General features: G+C 55.3%; 16 protein-coding genes. 9 read left to right on the plus strand and 7 right to left on the minus strand.

Features of this window, described 5'->3' with window-relative positions; genetic code table 11:
- Positions 1-296: 296 nt before the first annotated feature.
- Entirely contained in the window at positions 297-1,847 is a 1,551-nt protein-coding gene (gene murJ / locus ACXAF0_RS01520) for a murein biosynthesis integral membrane protein MurJ (protein ID WP_475343015.1), read from the plus strand.
- A 161-nt stretch (positions 1,848-2,008) separates the two neighbouring features.
- Positions 2,009-3,010: a tryptophan--tRNA ligase gene (gene trpS / locus ACXAF0_RS01525; RefSeq protein ID WP_475346210.1), complete on the plus strand. Its 1,002-nt coding sequence runs from the start codon at positions 2,009-2,011 to the stop codon at positions 3,008-3,010.
- 37 nt (positions 3,011-3,047) lie between these two features.
- Here trpS and ACXAF0_RS01530 read toward each other — a convergent pair whose 3' ends face one another.
- The 4 genes from ACXAF0_RS01530 to ribA form a co-directional block, all read right to left on the minus strand.
- Complete coding sequence (locus ACXAF0_RS01530) at positions 3,048-3,989, minus strand: IS110 family RNA-guided transposase (protein ID WP_475343016.1); 942 nt, start codon at positions 3,987-3,989, stop codon at positions 3,048-3,050.
- A 278-nt stretch (positions 3,990-4,267) separates the two neighbouring features.
- Positions 4,268-5,065 carry a carbon-nitrogen hydrolase family protein gene (locus ACXAF0_RS01535; RefSeq protein ID WP_475343017.1) on the minus strand — a complete coding sequence of 266 codons (798 nt, stop codon included), beginning with the start codon at positions 5,063-5,065 and terminating at the stop codon, positions 4,268-4,270.
- Positions 5,066-5,139: 74 nt separating this feature from the next.
- Complete coding sequence (locus tag ACXAF0_RS01540) at positions 5,140-6,597, minus strand: hypothetical protein (protein WP_475343018.1); 1,458 nt, start codon at positions 6,595-6,597, stop codon at positions 5,140-5,142.
- Between the two features lie 277 nt (positions 6,598-6,874).
- Positions 6,875-8,032, minus strand: a complete 1,158-nt coding sequence (gene ribA, locus ACXAF0_RS01545; protein ID WP_475343019.1) for a GTP cyclohydrolase II — start codon at positions 8,030-8,032, stop codon at positions 6,875-6,877.
- A 390-nt stretch (positions 8,033-8,422) separates the two neighbouring features.
- Between ribA and ACXAF0_RS01550 the strand changes: the two genes are divergently transcribed.
- The gene (locus ACXAF0_RS01550; protein WP_475343020.1) at positions 8,423-9,112 is read left to right on the plus strand and encodes a response regulator transcription factor; all 690 of its coding nucleotides are present in this window, start codon (positions 8,423-8,425) and stop codon (positions 9,110-9,112) included.
- Between the two features lie 227 nt (positions 9,113-9,339).
- On the opposite strand, the gene ACXAF0_RS01555 is transcribed toward ACXAF0_RS01550, so the two are convergent.
- The gene (locus ACXAF0_RS01555; protein ID WP_475343021.1) at positions 9,340-10,035 is read right to left on the minus strand and encodes a YggS family pyridoxal phosphate-dependent enzyme; all 696 of its coding nucleotides are present in this window, start codon (positions 10,033-10,035) and stop codon (positions 9,340-9,342) included.
- Between the two features lie 66 nt (positions 10,036-10,101).
- On the opposite strand from ACXAF0_RS01555, the gene ACXAF0_RS01560 reads away from it, so the two are divergent.
- Positions 10,102-10,749 carry a thiamine phosphate synthase gene (locus ACXAF0_RS01560; protein ID WP_475343022.1) on the plus strand — a complete coding sequence of 216 codons (648 nt, stop codon included), beginning with the start codon at positions 10,102-10,104 and terminating at the stop codon, positions 10,747-10,749.
- An 18-nt stretch (positions 10,750-10,767) separates the two neighbouring features.
- Positions 10,768-11,997, plus strand: a complete 1,230-nt coding sequence (locus ACXAF0_RS01565) for a glycosyltransferase family 9 protein (protein ID WP_475343023.1) — start codon at positions 10,768-10,770, stop codon at positions 11,995-11,997.
- A gap of 93 nt (positions 11,998-12,090) precedes the next feature.
- Here the strand turns inward: ACXAF0_RS01565 and ACXAF0_RS01570 are convergent, their stop codons facing one another.
- Positions 12,091-13,113 carry a porin gene (locus ACXAF0_RS01570; protein WP_475343024.1) on the minus strand — a complete coding sequence of 341 codons (1,023 nt, stop codon included), beginning with the start codon at positions 13,111-13,113 and terminating at the stop codon, positions 12,091-12,093.
- A gap of 490 nt (positions 13,114-13,603) precedes the next feature.
- Complete coding sequence (locus tag ACXAF0_RS01575) at positions 13,604-14,644, minus strand: porin (RefSeq protein WP_475343025.1); 1,041 nt, start codon at positions 14,642-14,644, stop codon at positions 13,604-13,606.
- A gap of 254 nt (positions 14,645-14,898) precedes the next feature.
- Between ACXAF0_RS01575 and ACXAF0_RS01580 the strand changes: the two genes are divergently transcribed.
- The 4 genes from ACXAF0_RS01580 to holA all read left to right on the plus strand — a co-directional run bounded on the left by ACXAF0_RS01580 (position 14,899) and on the right by holA (position 17,745).
- Complete coding sequence (locus ACXAF0_RS01580) at positions 14,899-15,465, plus strand: DUF3576 domain-containing protein (RefSeq protein WP_475343026.1); 567 nt, start codon at positions 14,899-14,901, stop codon at positions 15,463-15,465.
- Positions 15,466-15,470: 5 nt separating this feature from the next.
- Positions 15,471-16,145 carry a hypothetical protein gene (locus ACXAF0_RS01585; protein ID WP_475343027.1) on the plus strand — a complete coding sequence of 225 codons (675 nt, stop codon included), beginning with the start codon at positions 15,471-15,473 and terminating at the stop codon, positions 16,143-16,145.
- On the plus strand, positions 16,142-16,648 hold the full coding sequence (lptE, locus tag ACXAF0_RS01590) for an LPS assembly lipoprotein LptE (RefSeq protein ID WP_475343028.1): 507 nt from the start codon (positions 16,142-16,144) through the stop codon (positions 16,646-16,648). Before ACXAF0_RS01585 ends, lptE begins: the two co-directional genes overlap by 4 nt.
- 65 nt (positions 16,649-16,713) lie before the next feature.
- On the plus strand, positions 16,714-17,745 hold the full coding sequence (gene holA, locus ACXAF0_RS01595) for a DNA polymerase III subunit delta (RefSeq protein ID WP_475343029.1): 1,032 nt from the start codon (positions 16,714-16,716) through the stop codon (positions 17,743-17,745).
- Positions 17,746-17,817 lie beyond the last annotated feature (72 nt).

The following is a 17,817-nucleotide window of genomic DNA, read 5'->3' on the forward strand; positions in this document are numbered from 1 at the left end:
GCGTCCCAACGAACCCTCAGCGAGTCAGAATATGGGGCCTTCGCAACTGTTTTTCTGTGACGGTTGTCACAGGGCCCCCAAAAAAATCACCTGATTCAACCACTTTCACAAAAATGCGATATAAGCCGCGCGTTTTAGGGCTCAAAAATTACGACTATTTTCACCTTCGGCTGTCAGATTTCTGTCCATCAAGCTTGAAAATACCGCAATCGCACGTCATCACCGCCAGATTGATCCTCCGGTTTGACGTCGAATCGCGACTTAGGTCCTGACCCTGAATACGGAACGCTTAACGAATGTCGCTTGTCCGCTCTATTGCCACGGTGAGTGGTTTTACCCTGCTGTCCCGTTTGCTGGGATTCTGCCGCGATATTCTGATTGCCGGTATGCTCGGGGCCGGCGGCATGGCCGATGCGTTCTTTGTCGCGTTCAAGTTCCCCAACCTGTTTCGCCGCCTGTTTGGCGAAGGCGCGTTTTCCGCGGCCTTCATCCCGCTTCTGGCCGGCGACATTGAAAAACGCGGTCTGGACATCGCCCGTGAATTTGCCGCACGCGCCATGTCGATGCTGGTGCTGATCACCGGTTTTTTGGTGGCGATCATTGAAATTCTGATGCCCTGGGCGATGTATGTCTTTGCGCCGGGTTTTGCCGAAAATCCCGAAAAGTTTGCGCTGGCCGTTGAACTGTCGCGCATCACGTTCCCCTACCTCGCCTTTATTTCCGCCGTTGCCCTGATGTCGGGCGTTATGAATACGCTCCATCGCTATGCGGCTGCCGCTGCCGCGCCGATCATTCTTAATATCTGTCTGATTGGTGCCTTGCTTGGCCTGACACCAGTCACGGAAACACCCGCCCACGCCCTTGCATGGGGGGTGGCGATTGCCGGTGTTGCCCAATTCATTGCCCTGGTGATTGCCTGCAAACGGGCTGGCTTTGCCATCAAGTGGCAGCTGCCGCGTGTTGATGACCGCATCAAGCTTCTGGGCAAACGCATGATCCCGGGCATGATTGGTGCGGGGGTTTATCAGATCAATCTTCTGATCGACACGATGCTGGCATCGCTTGTGTCCGACGGTGCTGTTTCCTGGCTTTATTATGCCGACCGCGTGCAGCAACTCCCGCTTGGCGTGATTGGCATTGCCATTGGCACGGCCCTTTTGCCGACACTCTCGCGGCAATTGCAGGGCGATGATGCCAAAACCGCGATGTATAGCCAGAATCGCGGCATTGAAATCGCCCTTCTCCTTACCCTCCCGGCAGCGGTCGCCCTTGGCGTGATGGGCCTTCCGGTGATCAATGTGCTGTTTGAACGCGGCGCCTTCGGGGCGGAAGAAACCCTTATGACCGGCATGGCGCTCACGGTGTTTGCGTTTGGCCTGCCGGCCTCGGTCCTGGTCAAGGTATTGGCACCGGGCTTCTTTGCGCGCGAAGACACCAAAACACCGATCCGCATTGCCATTTCCTGCATGGTGCTCAACATCATTTTGATCGTGGTCCTGATGCCATGGTTCGGGCATCTCGGCATTGCCGCCGCCACGTCTGTTTCGGTCTGGGTCAATGCGATGTCGCTTGGCTTTATCTTGCGTCGGCGCGGCGATCTGGCGTTTGATGCCCGTCTGTTAAAACGTGTGCCGCGCATTCTTCTGGCGTCCGCCCTGATGGGATCGGCCCTTTGGTTTGCCATTGATGCCTTCTGGCAAAATGATGCGCTTTCGATCACGCGGATCATCACCATGGCGATCTGTGTTGGCGGCGGCATGGCGGTTTATGCGATCAGCGCCCAACTGCTTGGCGCGACCAGCTTTTCCGAGCTGAAATCGACCCTTAAGCGGGGAAAACCCGCCTGATCGCAATTATTCGGCACGTTTCCCGATAAGCAGCTTGACCTTCCCCGGCCACGGGGCTTAACTCGCGCGCGTTGCTTGCATGCTCGTCCGCCGGCGGGTGTCCAAAACCTGGCGGAGTATGCAGGTCCCGTTACTCAAGATATGAAATGGACGACGACGTTATGGAACGTGTGTTTTCGGGCGCTCAGCCCACCGGTAACCTTCACCTTGGCAACTATCTTGGCGCGATCCGCAACTGGGTCGACCTGCAGAAGAAATATGAATGCATCTTCTGCGTGGTCGATATGCATGCCATCACGGTCTGGCAAGACCCCAAGGAACTGCGTTCCAACATTCGCGAACTGGCCGCCAGCATGATCGCTTCGGGCATCGACCCGGAAAATCAGGTACTGTTTAACCAAAGCCAGGTTTCCGCCCATGCCGAACTGGCCTGGATCTTTAACTGTGTCGCGCGCATCGGCTGGTTGAACCGCATGACCCAGTTCAAGGAGAAGGCTGGCAAACATCGCGAAAACGCATCTCTCGGTCTTTACGCCTATCCGAGCCTGATGGCAGCCGACATTCTGGCCTATAAGGCGACCCATGTGCCGGTCGGCGAAGACCAGAAGCAGCATCTTGAACTCGCACGTGATATCGCGTTGAAATTCAACACCGATTACGGGGTCGAGGGCTTCTTCCCGCAGCCAGAACCGCTGATTTTGGGTCCGGCAACGCGGGTGATGTCGCTGCGTGACGGTTCGAAAAAGATGTCAAAGTCCGATGCGTCCGATATGGCGCGCATCAACATGACCGATGATGCCGAAACGCTCGCCAAAAAGATCCGCAAGGCCAAAACCGATCCAGAACCGCTGCCAAGCGAGGCCGCTGGTCTTGAAGGCCGCCCGGAAGCCAAGAACCTGATCACCATCTATGCTGCGCTGACCGACAGCACCGTCGATGCAGTTCTGGCAGAACATGGCGGCACGCAGTTCTCTGGCTTCAAACAGGCGCTGACCGACGTCGTTGTCGAAAATCTGGCACCGATCACCGAGGAAATGGCACGGCTCAATGCCGATCCGGCCTATATTGATCAGGTTCTGGCAAAGGGGGCGGAACGGGCCAACACCATCGCCCAGCCGATCCTTAAAGAGGTCAAGGAAGTCGTCGGCTTCCTGAACGGCTGATCACGCCAGAACATCTGAACAACAAAAAGCAGCGGTGTTAAGTGTCAAGGACCGCTGCATGATATATGCGCATCCTTGCGTTTGCCCTTACAATGATTTTGCGCATGACGGCGACCAGCGCGACCTTTCCGGGTTTTCCCTTTTGTTTGAGGCGTTGGTAGAAGGCTTTCATTTCTGGATCAAAGCGAATAGCAGGTAGTGCGGCGACATATAGAACGTCGCGCACCTGTTGCCTGCCGCCGGCAATCGTTCTTTTGCCCCGCATGAGGCCGCTATCACGATTAAGCGGTGCGACCCCAACCAGTTTGGCAATCTGGCCCTTGTCCAGCCGTCCGAGTTCGGGCAATCCAGCCAGCAGGAAGCAAGCGGTTCTCATCCCGATACCTTTCAGCGACATCAGAACATTTGCCTGAGCCTGCAAGTCCTCATATTCGGCCAGGCAGGTTTCCATCGCTTTGATCACCTTGCAGCGCTGCTCAACAAGAAAGTCGAGCGTTTCCTCAATCCATCCCAGCGTTTTATCGACCTGCTTTTCCCTGCGATTTTTCTCCTGAACAATCATGTGAGAAAGCTGGCGGTAGCGCTGTACGAGGTCGGACAGTTCTGATTGCCGTGCTGAAGGGGGCTCGAGTAAGCGGGTTTCCATGCGCCTGCCGTAATCTGCGATAACGAAGGCGTCAATCCGGTCGGTTTTGGACAGTTGGCCGCTCGCGCGGGCGAACTGGCGGATATATTTCGCATTCACCTTTGCAACGGGTCGGCGTGCCGCCAGCAAGGCTTCAACAATTGATCGTTCATAGCCTCCTGTCGGTTCAACAAGGATACGCTCAACATCCTCATACCCGGCAAGCCAACCAAGAAAGCTGGCAATGCCCGAAGGCGTATTGGCAAAAGTTTTTGTCCGGTTTTCAGGTAACAGGCAAATATCAAAGGTGGATTTCGATATATCGATCCCCACAAAACGCGTAGTATAAGTCATTGGCTTTGTCCCTCTTATACACGAGCGTAAAAGCTCTCTCAGCGGTTCGACGAAGCCTCAGGGTGCTCAGAGGGTTCTGCTTTTTTACGACCGTCAAGGGTCCTGCCCGCAAGGGCTCAACCGCTCTGTGCACCGTGAACGGGTGGTGGCCACCACCCGTTCAAACAAAAGAGGCAGAAGGATCATAACAAATCCTTCTGCCTCTCAATGTATAAGCCCGCCGGTTGAACCAGGAGGGCTTTTTGTTTCGATTTCGAAACGTGGACCGTCAGACCGCGTTATCGAACCTGGTTCAAGATTTCCGCACGTACCTTTTCCCGCCAAGGACGTGCCTTTGACAGAGCAATTTCAAACTCCGGCGCGCTCTTGTCCAATTGGGTCAGGGCGAAACCCTCTTTGCCGTCAGCAGGACCGCGGGCCAACCACTGGCCGTCAGGTCCGACAATCCCTGCCGCTATTGCCTGTGATTGATCGGTGCACACTGCTGACATCACCCATTGGCAATAAAACCCGGCTTGCGCCTGAAGTGCGATCTCAAAGAACGGCGAAAGTTTCGACGATGCATGGATTATCAAATCTGTGCCCAAACGCGCATATTGTGAAAAAAACTCGGGAAACTGGATTTCCAAACAAATTACGCATCCAACACGCACGCCATTGATATCAAAAACAATAGGCTCCTGCCCCGCTTGATACCAACCCTGACTTTCTCCATACGACAAGACACGCTTGTCGTAGTGGCAGATATGGTTACCGTCCGGACTAAACACGATCAGGCTGTTGCGAGGCGGCGAAGCGGGCTGTTGGGCGCAGGCATAGCCAAGCGCGGCATATACCTGCAAGTCTTGGCATGTTTGGGCAATATTTCGAAGCTCCGCTTCTTGTTGCGCCCAGTCAAAATCGGCCCAAATGTCTGGATTGTCGAAATACCTTTTAGGATAACCGCTGAGCGCACCTTCCCCGAAACAGATCAAACTTGCGCTCTGCCGCGCAGCTTCCATCAACACCCGACGAATGGTTCTACCATTGTCAGCGATATCAGACGACGCACGGGTTTGAGCAGCGGCAAGCAACATATGATCGATCTCGCAATGGATGGGTTCATCCGATCTTTTATATAGCCGCCCCTTTCAAAAGGCGAAGACGTTGATCAGATCGCGTTACCGGACTTTCCCGATTGCTGCTGCATTGCCTGATATTTCTTCAAACCATCCATCATCGTCTGGCTGAACCACGCCCCCACCGGCGCATCCCCATTCATGTTATGGGATGCCTGCTGCAACAGCGGGTGGTTGGCCGGATCGTCCGCAGATGACGCCTTTGCCACGGTAGCAGACCCGGTTTCTGAGCCGCGCGCTGTTTCACGTGCCGTCATCTGGCCATCATCGGCCACCGGATTGCTGCTGGCCACCGCATCAGCCGCCATGGTCTGAGCCTTGTCCCGACCAAGGGCCGCGTTAAAGCGTGCCGCCATCTCAGCCGCCGAAAGCGGGGTACCGTCTGTCGAAAGGGCTAGCGGGTTCAATGTTTCCCGCTCTTCAGTTTCGGCTTTCAGTGCCTCCGGCTTTCCATACTTTGCTTGATGCTCTGCTACCTCGGCCGCAATGGCCAAACTATTGGTCTGACGGCTGATCCGCCCGCTGCTTGCGGCCCGTGCCCAGACGGTATCAGCATCTTTCGGTGCCGGGCGCCGCACTGGCTCATTCGCGGTCGAGCTTGATGATATGGTCTGGCCCAGGGTCGAAACCGGGTTGGTGGTCCCGGCCGAGGCCATGGCAACGCTCAGTTCTGCGGGATCGGATGCCAGGGCTGTTGCCGTCGCAATTTCCCCATCAGCAGCCGCCACGTTGGCAGGTGCCGGATTTTGGGCGGCTTGCGCGACCTGTGGGGCCTGAACACCTTGTGTTCCTTGGGCCACTTGCGCCGCTTGCGCCCACGGCACATTCAGATCAGATGCCTTCACCCCGGCACCACCTGTTGCATCGGCTGCGGCCAAAACTGTCTGATCAACGGGTGCAGTCGGGGCTGATTGTACGATGGTGGCCTGTTCGGCCGGACTTGCGGACTGGGCCGAAGCCTCGCTCATCCAGGGCAGAACCAGATCCCCCTGATAGGTCCCGTTTTGCGCCACGGTGGCTTGCTGGTTTTTCGTCGCATCGCTGGCATCAGCCACCGCCGTGCCATCATCAACACCACTGCCGCCAAAACCGTCTTCAACGAACGCCATGACGTGGCTGCCGGTATCATCACCGGTAACGGCATCGACCACGGCATCAATCGCAGCGCCTGCAAGGCCAAACACCCCGCCAAACAGGCCGCCGCCCGCAACGCGCGCGCCATTGCCGATCTCATCGCCGGTGAGCGATCGATAGATCATGCCGACACCGGGAATATGCTGCAGGGGATTGATTACATCGAGGACATCGGTGAACTCAAAACCGTCCTCGCCAAACATGTATTGCGAAAATGTCCGGCCTTCGCCGTCTCCCGAAAGCGCATCAGCCGCGTTCGACTGGGCAAACTTGCTGTCTGCTGCCCCGCCTGTGCCAGTTGCACTACCCGTTATGCTACCGGGCGAAATTTGCCGCCAATTTTCATCAATCGACATGTCTGTCCTCCTCTTGCCACATGATGAGCAAAAGTAGTGCCAGTTTTAGCGCTCGCTAAAACATTGAAATACAGTGATTTTCTTGGAAAGGCCTTTCGCCAGATCTGCCCGTCGGAATCTTCTGCCGGGTCGCATCGGCACAGTTAAATCAGGCAGAGCTTAAACTGTGTGGGATGTGGCGAAAATGATGGGTTCGGCGAGCACTGGCGCGCAGCGTACTTAAGGCGCGTGAACCATACGCAGAAGAAACCGTTATTTGCAGGCCATCCAACGCGGTTTAAAATAGGTGGCCAGCCCGTTCCTTCTTGGTCTGCAGATAGAACTCATTATGCCCATTGGACGGGAATTTGTGCGGCACTCGCTCGGAAACCGTCACGCCCCAGCTTTCAAGCCCGGTGAGTTTTTCCGGATTGTTGGTCAGCAAGCGCACGCTTTCAAAGCCAAGCTGACGCAGCATTTCGGCCGCCGGACGATAAACACGTTCATCGGCGTCAAAACCAAGTTCCTCGTTGGCATCAAGGGTGTCAAACCCGCGATCCTGAAGGGCATAGGCACGCAGCTTGTTCACAAGCCCGATGCCACGCCCTTCCTGACGCAGATAAAGGACAATACCGCCCTGGCCGCTTTTGGCGATTTCGGAAATGGCACCGCGCAGCTGCGGTCCGCAATCACAGCGCAGCGACCCGATCAGATCCCCGGTAAAGCATTCCGAATGCAGGCGAATAAGCACCGGTTTGTCCTTGGCCGGTTCGTCAATCACGATGGCAAGGTGTTCCTGCCCGCCATCTTCCGGACGAAAGGCAATGACGGTGACATTTTCGGCATCTTCAAGCGGCACACGCGCTTCGCTGACCTGGCGCAAACTTGCGGCCGAGGCATTTTCATAGCCATTGATGCTTTCAGACTGCAGAACCAGTAAATTCTGCGCCCGGGCAAGATTTTCAAGCTGATCACCACTGACCGGCACGGTCACAACAGCAGGCAACAGGCGTGCAAGCTTTGCCAGACGGATGGCGGCATGTTCAGCCATGCTGATCGGGCGCCAGTCCCCGTCGGGAAGCGCATCAAGATCAAGCAACGGATTGGCGATCTCACCCAAACGATCGGCATTAACAGCCGACTGGCTTGCAGAGACAAAGGCAATGAACGGATCGTTTTTGCATGCCTGACCAAGCGATTTGGCCCGCACGCGCGGAAGGACGATTGCTGGCACCGTTTCGTTTCCGGCAATGTCACAAAGACGTTCCAGACCATGCTGGGACAGCGGCTCGGCCGCGATCACCGCAACACTGTGGGCTTCGCCATTATCATGCCCCTGGACCAAAACGATCTCGCCACGGCGCAAATCTGCCACAGCGCGGGACACCGTTACCAGGTCGGTCGCCGGGATCAGATTGCTGTCATTTTGGGCCGTCACGGCGGAGCTTTGGGTCATCGGCATCTTGTCTTTGTGATCACAACATCGCGATCCGGTGGCTATGGGGCTGGATAAAGACCCGGTTTAATTCATATAAGCGCATCAGGCGGCGCAATCGTGCTTATAAGGTGATGCGCAAAATCGCAGGAAGACGCGCATCTTTCAAGATTTTACGACATCACATTATAGACAAATCGCCCCTACCACCTAATCCGGGTTGGTCAGGAGTTAAAGGACCAAAGCGAAAACAGTTTGTTCTTGAAAATAGACAGTAAGATACTGATCCTAGATCCCGTACTACATATATGGCGGGTCGGATCAGAAGTTCCACAAAAACAATGGTGTGATTATCCATCGAAATCAGCTTCTATTCGCAAACAAGAACTGGTCAGCAGCAAGGGACGGTGAATGTCGACAGGTAAACAGGTTCTGGTGGTTGAGGATGATGCAGCCCTCAGCCAGTCTCTGACAGAGCAGCTCAGACTTCATGAAGATTTCGAATGTGTGGTTGCCAATAGCGGCAAGGAAGCGCTCGATCTGGCCAAGGATTCCTATTTTGACGTGATCCTGCTCGATGTCGGCCTGCCCGATATGGATGGCCGCGATGTTTGCAAACTGATGCGGCGCGCCAATGTCAAATCGCCGATCATCATGCTGACCGGGGCCAATAGTGACTCTGACACCATTCTGGGTCTAGAATCGGGCGCCAATGATTATGTCACCAAGCCATTCCGCCTAAACGTGTTGCTGGCGCGCATTCGCGCCCATATCCGTCAGCATGAACAAAGCGAAGACGCGGTCTTTGTCATCGGCCCGTACAGCTTCCAGCCCAGTGCCAAGATCCTGATTGAAACCGCGAGCGAAAAGAAAGTCCGCCTCACGGAAAAGGAAACCTCGATCCTGAAGTTCCTGTTTAGGGCCGGCGACAAACCGGTCAGCCGCGAAACCCTGCTTGATGAAGTCTGGGGCTATAATGCCGGTGTCACCACCCATACGCTGGAAACCCATGTCTATCGTCTGCGCCAAAAGATCGAAAAGGATCCGTCAAACGCGGCGATCCTGATTACCGAGCCGGGCGGCTACAAGCTGAACCCCTGATCAGGCTGCAGTTTTGCGCCCACAAAAGAAAATCCCGCTGATGCGGGATTTTTTTGTCACAAACGCCCGGGTGGCGCGTCTATGTTCTTGGTCTGATTATCCACAGGAAGGTGAGGTTCACGCGAATCGCCACAAAACGCACGGATAAAGCATGAATTACATGATTTTTGCAGGTTTTCACCCCGAAAGCAGATTTAGAAGCCCAAATTTCGGTGCTTTTGGCTATCTCAATAGCCCCGGGAGCCGAAAATAGCCGTCCCAACCCGCACATGCGTGGCACCAAAGCGGATTGCGGCCTCGTAATCACCGCTCATGCCCATGCTTTTGATTTTAAGGCCATGACGATCGGCAATCTTGCCCAGCAGGGTGAAATGCGGGGCCGGTTCCTCGTCAACCGGGGGAATGCACATCAATCCGATGATCGGAAGATCCAGCTCCTCGCGGCACATTTTGATGAAGTCATCGGCATCCTTAGGCGCGATGCCGGCCTTCTGTTCTTCCTCGCCGGTATTTATCTGAATGAACAGATCCGGGCAGGTGCCGGTATTGTCGCGATGTTTGGCAAGCGCCTTGGCCAGTTTCGGGCGATCCACGGTTTCGATCACGTCAAACAGCGCCACCGCGTCCTTGAGTTTGTTGGTTTGAAGCGGCCCAATCAGATGCAGCTCGAGATCGGGAAATTCGGCGCGCAGTCCCGGCCATTTGCCTGCTGCTTCCTGCACCCGGTTTTCGCCAAACACGCGCCTGCCATCGACCAGCGCCTTGCGCACATGATCAGCCTCATGGTTCTTGGACACACATACCAGCGTCACATCATCCGGATTACGATTGGCCGCGTCACATGCCGCGTTGATATTGCCCTGAATTTCGGCAAGGTTGGCCGCAACATCGGATTTGTCAGATGACAGATCATGACTGCTCATGGAAGATAGTCCTTCATCGGTAAAGCGATTGGGCTCAGATATAGCTGCCACATCGGGATAGTATCAATGGATAAAGCCCTGTTAAAGCAGGCACGCAGGCTCAATTTACGCAATGGCGGCCCGAATGGCATCCCGCCAGTTGTGCTGATGACCGATGATCAAAGGATGCCGGATCCGGAAGCCGCCATCCGCGCCCTGCCCCGCGACAGCATGGTGATTTTTCGCCATTACGATCATCCGATGCGGGCGCAAATCGGCGCGCAACTCCGAACAGTCTGCCGCACCAAAGGTATCGTCTTTCTGGTGGCCAATGACGTCGCGCTGGCACTCCGGCTCGATGCCGACGGCATGCATTTTCCCGAATACCGGGCCCTGACCGATCCGGGCATCTATCATCGGATTCCGCAAGGTTTCTTGCGCACATCGGCCTGCCATTCGCTGCAAACGATCCGAAAACTCGCCCTGCTTCCAGCGCGTTACCAACCCGATGGCGTTTTGATTTCTCCGATCTTTCCAACCCTTAGCCACCCCGGCGCCAAACCGCTTTCGCGCAGCAAAACCAACCAGATGATCCAGGCGTGCCAGCAGGCCGGCATGGCCCCGATCGGCCTTGGCGGGATCACCGCGCAAACAATCGAAAATCTGGGGACTTCAGCCCTTGCCTCCGTCGCCGGGATCGGGTTTTCTGGGTTTCGTCACCCACCATCCCGTTGACCGGAGTTCTCCCGCAAAATGCCCCGGGCCCTGCACCCTTCGCGCAAGACATTTACCCGTTTTGCCTCCAAACAGCCGTTTCAGTTTGGCCTGCCCAACGTCAGTGCAGCCCTGACCCAGGCGTCTGACAACAGCGCGATCTATTTTACCCGCGCGTCATCCCTTCTGCGCCGTCAGGTGCTTGCAGGCGCACCCGGGGTCAAGATCAAGTCGGACAGTTACCGATTTCAGGTTTTGCAGCGCGACGGTTGGGGTGATGAGGATTTATCAAACAAGGCCGTGCTGTTTCTGATCCCTGATGATGCGCTCGGCGATTGTGTCGGCATGGCGCTGTTCTTCCGCGCGCTCAAACAGCGTTTTGCCGATATCCGGATCGGGGTGCTGAACAGCGGCAGCGCATCGGACATCTTTGCGCTGATGCCAGATACCGAGATTTTCCAGCTATTTATCTCGAGCACACAGCTCAAAGGCTTTGATCACGTGATTGATCTCAGTGAGATGGAAGGCTGGCGTGATATTGCGACCATGCCGGTCAACCCGGAAGAAGCCCTCTGCGAGGCGTTCGGCATTCCGCCCATACCGCTCGAAAAACGCCAATTGCCAAGTACAACCCGGCATAAAATCGGCGTCGTCCCGATGGCGTCCTCGCCACTGCGCACGCTACCTCCGAAGCTGGTCACCGAGATTACCACGATGTTGGCCAAACAGGATTGCGACATCACCCTTGTGCTCAATGCCTATCAGGGAATGATGAAGGCTTACAAGGCCGCGCTGAATGATCTTGGTATTCGAAACGGCGACAACATCCGGATTGTGGATGGCTTCAAAACCATCGGCGATCTGGTCAAGTTCGTCGGGCAGCAGGATTACCTGGTTGTCGCCGACAGCGGACCGGCCCATATCTCCAAACTTTTCCAGACACCGGGACTCGGCATCTATAGCTCGGCGGATGCCAAAACCTTGCAAGGCCGCCACAAAAACCTGCGCACGTGGCAAAGCGATTTTGTCGGCCCCCATTGCGCCGCCCCATGTGGCCTCGCAAAACTCCGTGCCACAGTTGATGGTAAAATAGGCTGCATGGGAAGTCTCGCGCTGCCGATCACTGACCTTCCCGATATCCCCGACAAAGGCGATACCTCACTCGTGCAGGCGTTGGTGACGAACGCGCCCGTCCCCTGCGTTGCCCGTTTGACCGAGAACATCCTGGCAATTAGCGATGCGATCACTGAGGATCTGTTCGCTTCCTGATCAGGGGCGGCGGCAACCGGCACTCCCACGATACAGACAAAAAGAAAGGGCGGCCGAAGCCACCCTTTCAAAATCGATCCTAATTCCGAGGAATTAGAAGGTCAGAGCAAGACCGGTAACGGCGCCGAAGCCGTCGTTATCGGCGATGTTTGCGCTGTCAGCTTCGTCGTCGAACCAGAAGATCGACGATTTCCAAGCAACGCCTGCACCAAGCGCATAGGACATGCCGAGATCAACGGTGCTGATTTCGCCAGTTGTCGTGCTGGAACCGTCGGTGCGGTTTCCGTAGTCAGCATAACCGTAGGACAGCGAAACAGTCGCCGCATCCATTGCGTAGGAGACGCCGATGTCAAACGCGTCGGTATCACCAGCGGTGCGGGAGTTTTCACCCTGCGCGTAATCGTCTTCGATGTGACCCCAGGAAGAACCAACGACGAAGTTACCGAAGCCAAGAGTTGCACCAAGGCCATACCAGTTGCCTTCAGCCTGGTTTTCACCGGTTGCAGAAACACCAACCGCGACACCATCGAAGTCGTGCTGATAACTGATACCCGCGGACAGAATGTTGTCGCCGTCAGTCGCGGTGTCGTTGTTGTTCGAACCACTGTCATCCGCATAAGAGACACCAGCCTGGAAGCCGCTGATGTTCGGGGTGAAGTAGGTGAAGCGCTTCTGGTCACCGCTCGACGGAACCGTGTCAACAAGGTAAGCATCAACCCAGTTGGTCAGATCGCCATCGTTAACGCCAACCGGGCCAACCGACGGTGCGGTGATGGCAAGTGAGTCAGCAGCGCTATCGTCTTTACCAAGCTTGACCTGACCGAAGCCACCATTAACAAACAGATACTGTTCATCGATCTGGTCCGAAGAGGTTTCACCTTCAAGTTCAATTTTCGCACCAACTTCGATGCCGTTATCAAGCGTGGTCTTACCAGAGAAGTGAACTTCGGTGTCAGACTGGAAAGCGTTTTTGGATTCGCCAACGTCCTGGTCAGCAACACCAGCCCACTGTTCCATGTAACCGCCAACCGAAAGCTGGATCGGCTCGGAAGCCTGTGCGGTGCCTGCAGCGGCAACAGCGACAAGTGCGCTGGAAGCAAAAAGAATCTTTTTCATCATAACCCTCAATAGAATGACGTTTCGGGACGAAGGGGTTTGAACCGGACGGCCCTTCGTTTTGGCAAGACCGATATGGCCATTTTACTGACTGGTGGTCAATTATAATAAATGACCAAAAGTTATTTCAATAACACAGTGTTGTTTTTTTGCCACATTAATCGCCGTTATACAGGGCATATATGCTGCACAAATGGCGTAATTTCGTCATTTATTGAAGGGGTACTATTTCTGGACGCCCATAATGATAATATAAATATATTTCGGTCATTTATAGGGGGTTTCAAACTCTCAGCCAATGATAACGCGGTCCTTCATGAGTGTATCAATACTCTAGGAGATAGTTCTGTCGGTTATCGATTGAGGAATTCTTCACCCAACCAAACCAATGCTATTTCGGCTTCACTGCGTAAGGCGCTCACTGCGAAAAACAAAAAAGAAGGGGGTGGAAAATCCACCCCCTTCAATTTTTCGACTAATCCGAAAAGGATTAGAAGGAAAGTACGAGACCGGTAACTGCACCGAAGCCTTCGTTGTCGTCAGCCGAACCAGCGTCTTTGCCCTGATCGTCGAACCAGAAGACAGAAGACTTCCAGGTTACGCCAGCGCCGAGCGTGTAAGCAAGGCCGAGATCAACGGTGCTGATTTCGTCAACGCCGTCAGCAGCAGCGGTGGAGTCGGCTTCACCATAACCGTAACCGAGGGAAACGGTTGCTGCGTCCATAGCATAGGAAACGCCAAGATCGAAGTCGGTCGTGTCATCCGGATAAGCGGTTGCTTCGCCCTGACCGAACTCGCCGTCCTGCATCAGGACAGAACCGCCAACGGTGAATGCGCCGAAGCCAACATTCGCGCCAACGCCGTACCATTCGCCTTCGCCTTCGTGCTCACCAACGAGGGAAACAGCAACAGAGACGCCATCGAAGTCACCACGGTACTCAATACCACCCGAAACGATGTTGTCACCGCTGTTAGCCGAGTCAGAGTTTTCAGAGCCGTCGTCATCGGTGTAGGAAACACCAGCGCGGAAACCACCAAGAACCGGGGTGTAGTAGGTCAGACGCTTGGAGTCGCCACCAGCCGGGATAACGGTATCCGGAAGGGTGTTGGTGTTAACCCAGTTACCAAGGTCGCCATCGTTGACGCCAACCGGACCAACAGACGGTGCGGTGATGCCCATGTCAGCTGCTGCGCCGTCTTCGGCACCGAGCTTGACCTGACCGAAGCCACCGTTAACGTACAGGTACTGTTCGTCAACCATGGAACCGGAGTTGCCACCTTCACCTTCGAGTTCGATTTTGGCACCAACTTCAATGCCGTTATCGAGCGTGGTCGAACCAGAGAAGTGAACTTCGGTGTCGGACTGGAAAGCAGTCGGAGCACCACCAGCAGCCGGGGTGTCCTGATCGGCAACACCGATCCACTGTTCCATGTAACCGCCAACCGACAGGCTGATTTTCTCAGAAGCCTGTGCCTGGCCTGCGAATGCGACAGCGACGAGTGCGCTGGAAGCAACAAGAATCTTTTTCATCTTTTCCCTCAACGTCTTTGCATGCGCCTTATCAGCGCTATGACAAATATTTGGACAGCTTTTGCCGCCCGGTTCGAGAAAGATGGAGCCACCAAATTGTGTGCACGTCAACCAAAGCTGTGACGAAAATGGCACATTGGCCACACAGTGTGGCAAAAAAAACACACTGGTTTTCTTTGCTCATCTCGGAATTCCGCCCTATATTCGCTGAAAATTCGGGTTGCTTGTTGAATTCATTTGTCTAAGGGCAGGAAATGCTAACCTTTTATTCGTTCAAGTCGCTGGTCACCGGAGCAAGCGCTGCGCTCATTCTCGCAGGCTGCTCATTCGGCTCGGTTGACTATGATCAGTTCCCAGGCTCGGCAAACACCGATGAACGTATCAACGGTCAGGCGATGACCCGCGCCCAGGAAAAAGAGCGCGGCGGTCTGTTCGGGTCCGAAGGGCTCAACATCTTTGGTGGCGAAAACGCTCAGCAAGGCGGCGGTTCCGGCATTGGCGTCAACAGTTTCCTGTGGCGCGCATCGCTTGATACGCTCTCCTTCATGCCCTTGAACTCTGCAGATCCGTTTGGCGGTGTGATTATTACGGACTGGTACACCCCACCTGAATCTCCGGATGAACGCTTCAAGCTGACGACCTATATCCTTGGAACATCCTTGCGCTCTGATGCCATCAAGGTTTCTGTCTTCCGTCAGGTCAGCGTCGGCCCGAACCAGTGGCAGGATGCTGTGGTCGAACCGGGTACTGTAACATCCATGGAAGATGCGATCCTGACCCGTGCGCGTCAGCTGCGCATTGACAGTGCGAATTCCGAATAAGGCAGATGTCGAAAGACACCGACTATATATCGCCGGAATACAACCCCCACTCGCTGAAACGCGACTGGGGGTTTCTTGTATTTCCTGACTTTAGGGATGTTTTCGAACGATCATGCAATGATCTGACCGGGCTTCGTGCAAACCTTTATCAGTTGCTTGTGCAAAGAACTCTTCCAAGCGAAGCAACAGCGCCCCCGGTTCCAGATCAGCCGGCAAAAGTCAGTACAGACGGACTGTCAACCAATGGGAATGATCTCCTCGAAGAAGTCGGTCTTGATATCCTCACACTTGCCTTGCTGGCAGACGTTCCAATACATCGCCCGTTGGATCTCACCCAAAACAATCTGATTGGGCACTGGCGATGGCTGCACGAGGTTTGGCGTAATTGCGCATCGCGTCACATGCATCACAGCGCGACTCAAGAAAACCTGGTACAGAGCCCCGTCACCAGAGCACTGCAGAACGGTAAAAACAATCTGGCCATTGCCGAGTTACGCAGCCAATTCAAAAAGGTTCAGCACGCACCCGTTGATGCTCGGCTGTACCATTCTTTCATGGATGCACTAACTCTGTTTTGCCCTTTTATCGGAACCGAACTATTGTGGCGCCAGGGACGGATTGATCAGGCCCCGAACAGGCCCGGCATCAAAGCCAAAGATAAAGAAGGTATGATCGAATGACGTTGCGCGCGGTTCTTCCGATTCTCGCACTTGTAGCCATGACAACCCTCAGTGCCTGCGGATTTCGCCCGCTTTATGCCACGGCTGGCGATGACTACAACACAGCTGCCAGCATGGCGCGTGTGAATGTCGCACTGATTAATGATCGCGTCGGGCAACTGACCCGAAATGCCCTGATCAAAACGTTGACCCCGCGTGGACAAAGCACAAGCCCACTTTATGACCTGAGCGTGACTTTGAGCGAATCGACCAGTGAACAAGGTTTCACCAAAGACAACGAAGCGACAATCGCCGATTACCGCATCAACGCCAACTATCAACTCACTAGAAGATCTGACACGAAGGTCCTGCGCAAGGGCACAGTCCGCGCCCGCACCAGCTACAATATCGTCGATTCGGATTTTGCCAGCATCGAGGCCGAGGATGCCGCTCGCGGTGACGCGGCCCGCAACCTGGCGCAGCAGCTGGCCAATCAGGTCGCCATTGGTCTGCGCTCGCAATAACTGCCCCTGCCCACTCGCTCGTCTCTATTCACTCACGACTCCCCTAAGGAACCACAAGGCGCACCATGAAGCTCAAGGCAGCACAGGTTGAAAACTTCTTGCGCGCCCCGGATGCGAAGGCTCAGCTCGTCCTGATTTATGGCGAGGATGAGGGCCTTGTGCGCGAACGCGCAATTCGCCTGGCCAAAACCGTGGTTGAGGACCTCAAGGATCCCTTCCGCGTCATTGAGCTTGGTGCAGCACAGCTCAAGGAAGATACCGGCCGCCTGCGTGACGAATCGGCTGCCATGAGTTTCGGTGGCGGGCGGCGCGTGATCCGACTCCGTGATATCGGGGATGCACAGGCGCCTGTGATTGCTGACTTCCTTGCCGATCCCGCCGGCGACGCCCTGATTGTCATTGAGGCCGGAAGCCTTCCAACCCGCTCCAAACTGCGCCAGGCCGTGGAAAAGGCTGGCAATGGCATGGCGCTGCCCTGCTATGCCGACGGCGCGCGAGATATCGAAACCCTGATCCATTCGATCATGGAAGAGCATAGACTTCGCATTGACCGCGATGCCACGAGCTACCTCGTCGCCAATCTCGGCTCCGATCGCATGATTTCCCGAAGCGAACTTGAAAAACTCGCCCTCTATGCCCTGAAGGACGGCCAGGTCACGCTGGCCGATGCCATGGCCTGCGTGGGTGATAGCTCGGCCCGCCACTATGACGATGTCATTCAGGCTGTTTCACAGGGCAATGTCGTCAATCTCGATGCTGCCCTGACAAGATTGGTTGAAGAAGGCCTCAATCCGGTCGGGGCACTGCGCATGATGATCAGCTATTTTCAGAAGCTGCATCTGGTCAAAGGCCAGGTATCGCAGGGAATGGACGCCAATCAGGCGATGAAATCGCTGCGCCCGCCCCTGTTCTTCAAGGCCGCCGACCAGTTCCGCGCCAACCTGAATAACTGGGCGGTCCACAACCTGCAACGTGCCCTGCAAATCCTGCTTGAGGCCGAAAAGGACTGCAAAAGTGGCCTGGCAATCCCCGAGACCATCGCGCACCGCGCCATGATCAAGGTCGCGGTTGCCCGCCAGAAACAGGTTCGGCGCTAACCGCTATTGCCACCCGTGCAAGAAAAAAGCATGCCACGCAATGTGACATGCCTTTAAAGATCTGAGTGACCC

This window comes from Thalassospira sp. ABD4_177 (assembly GCF_056160125.1).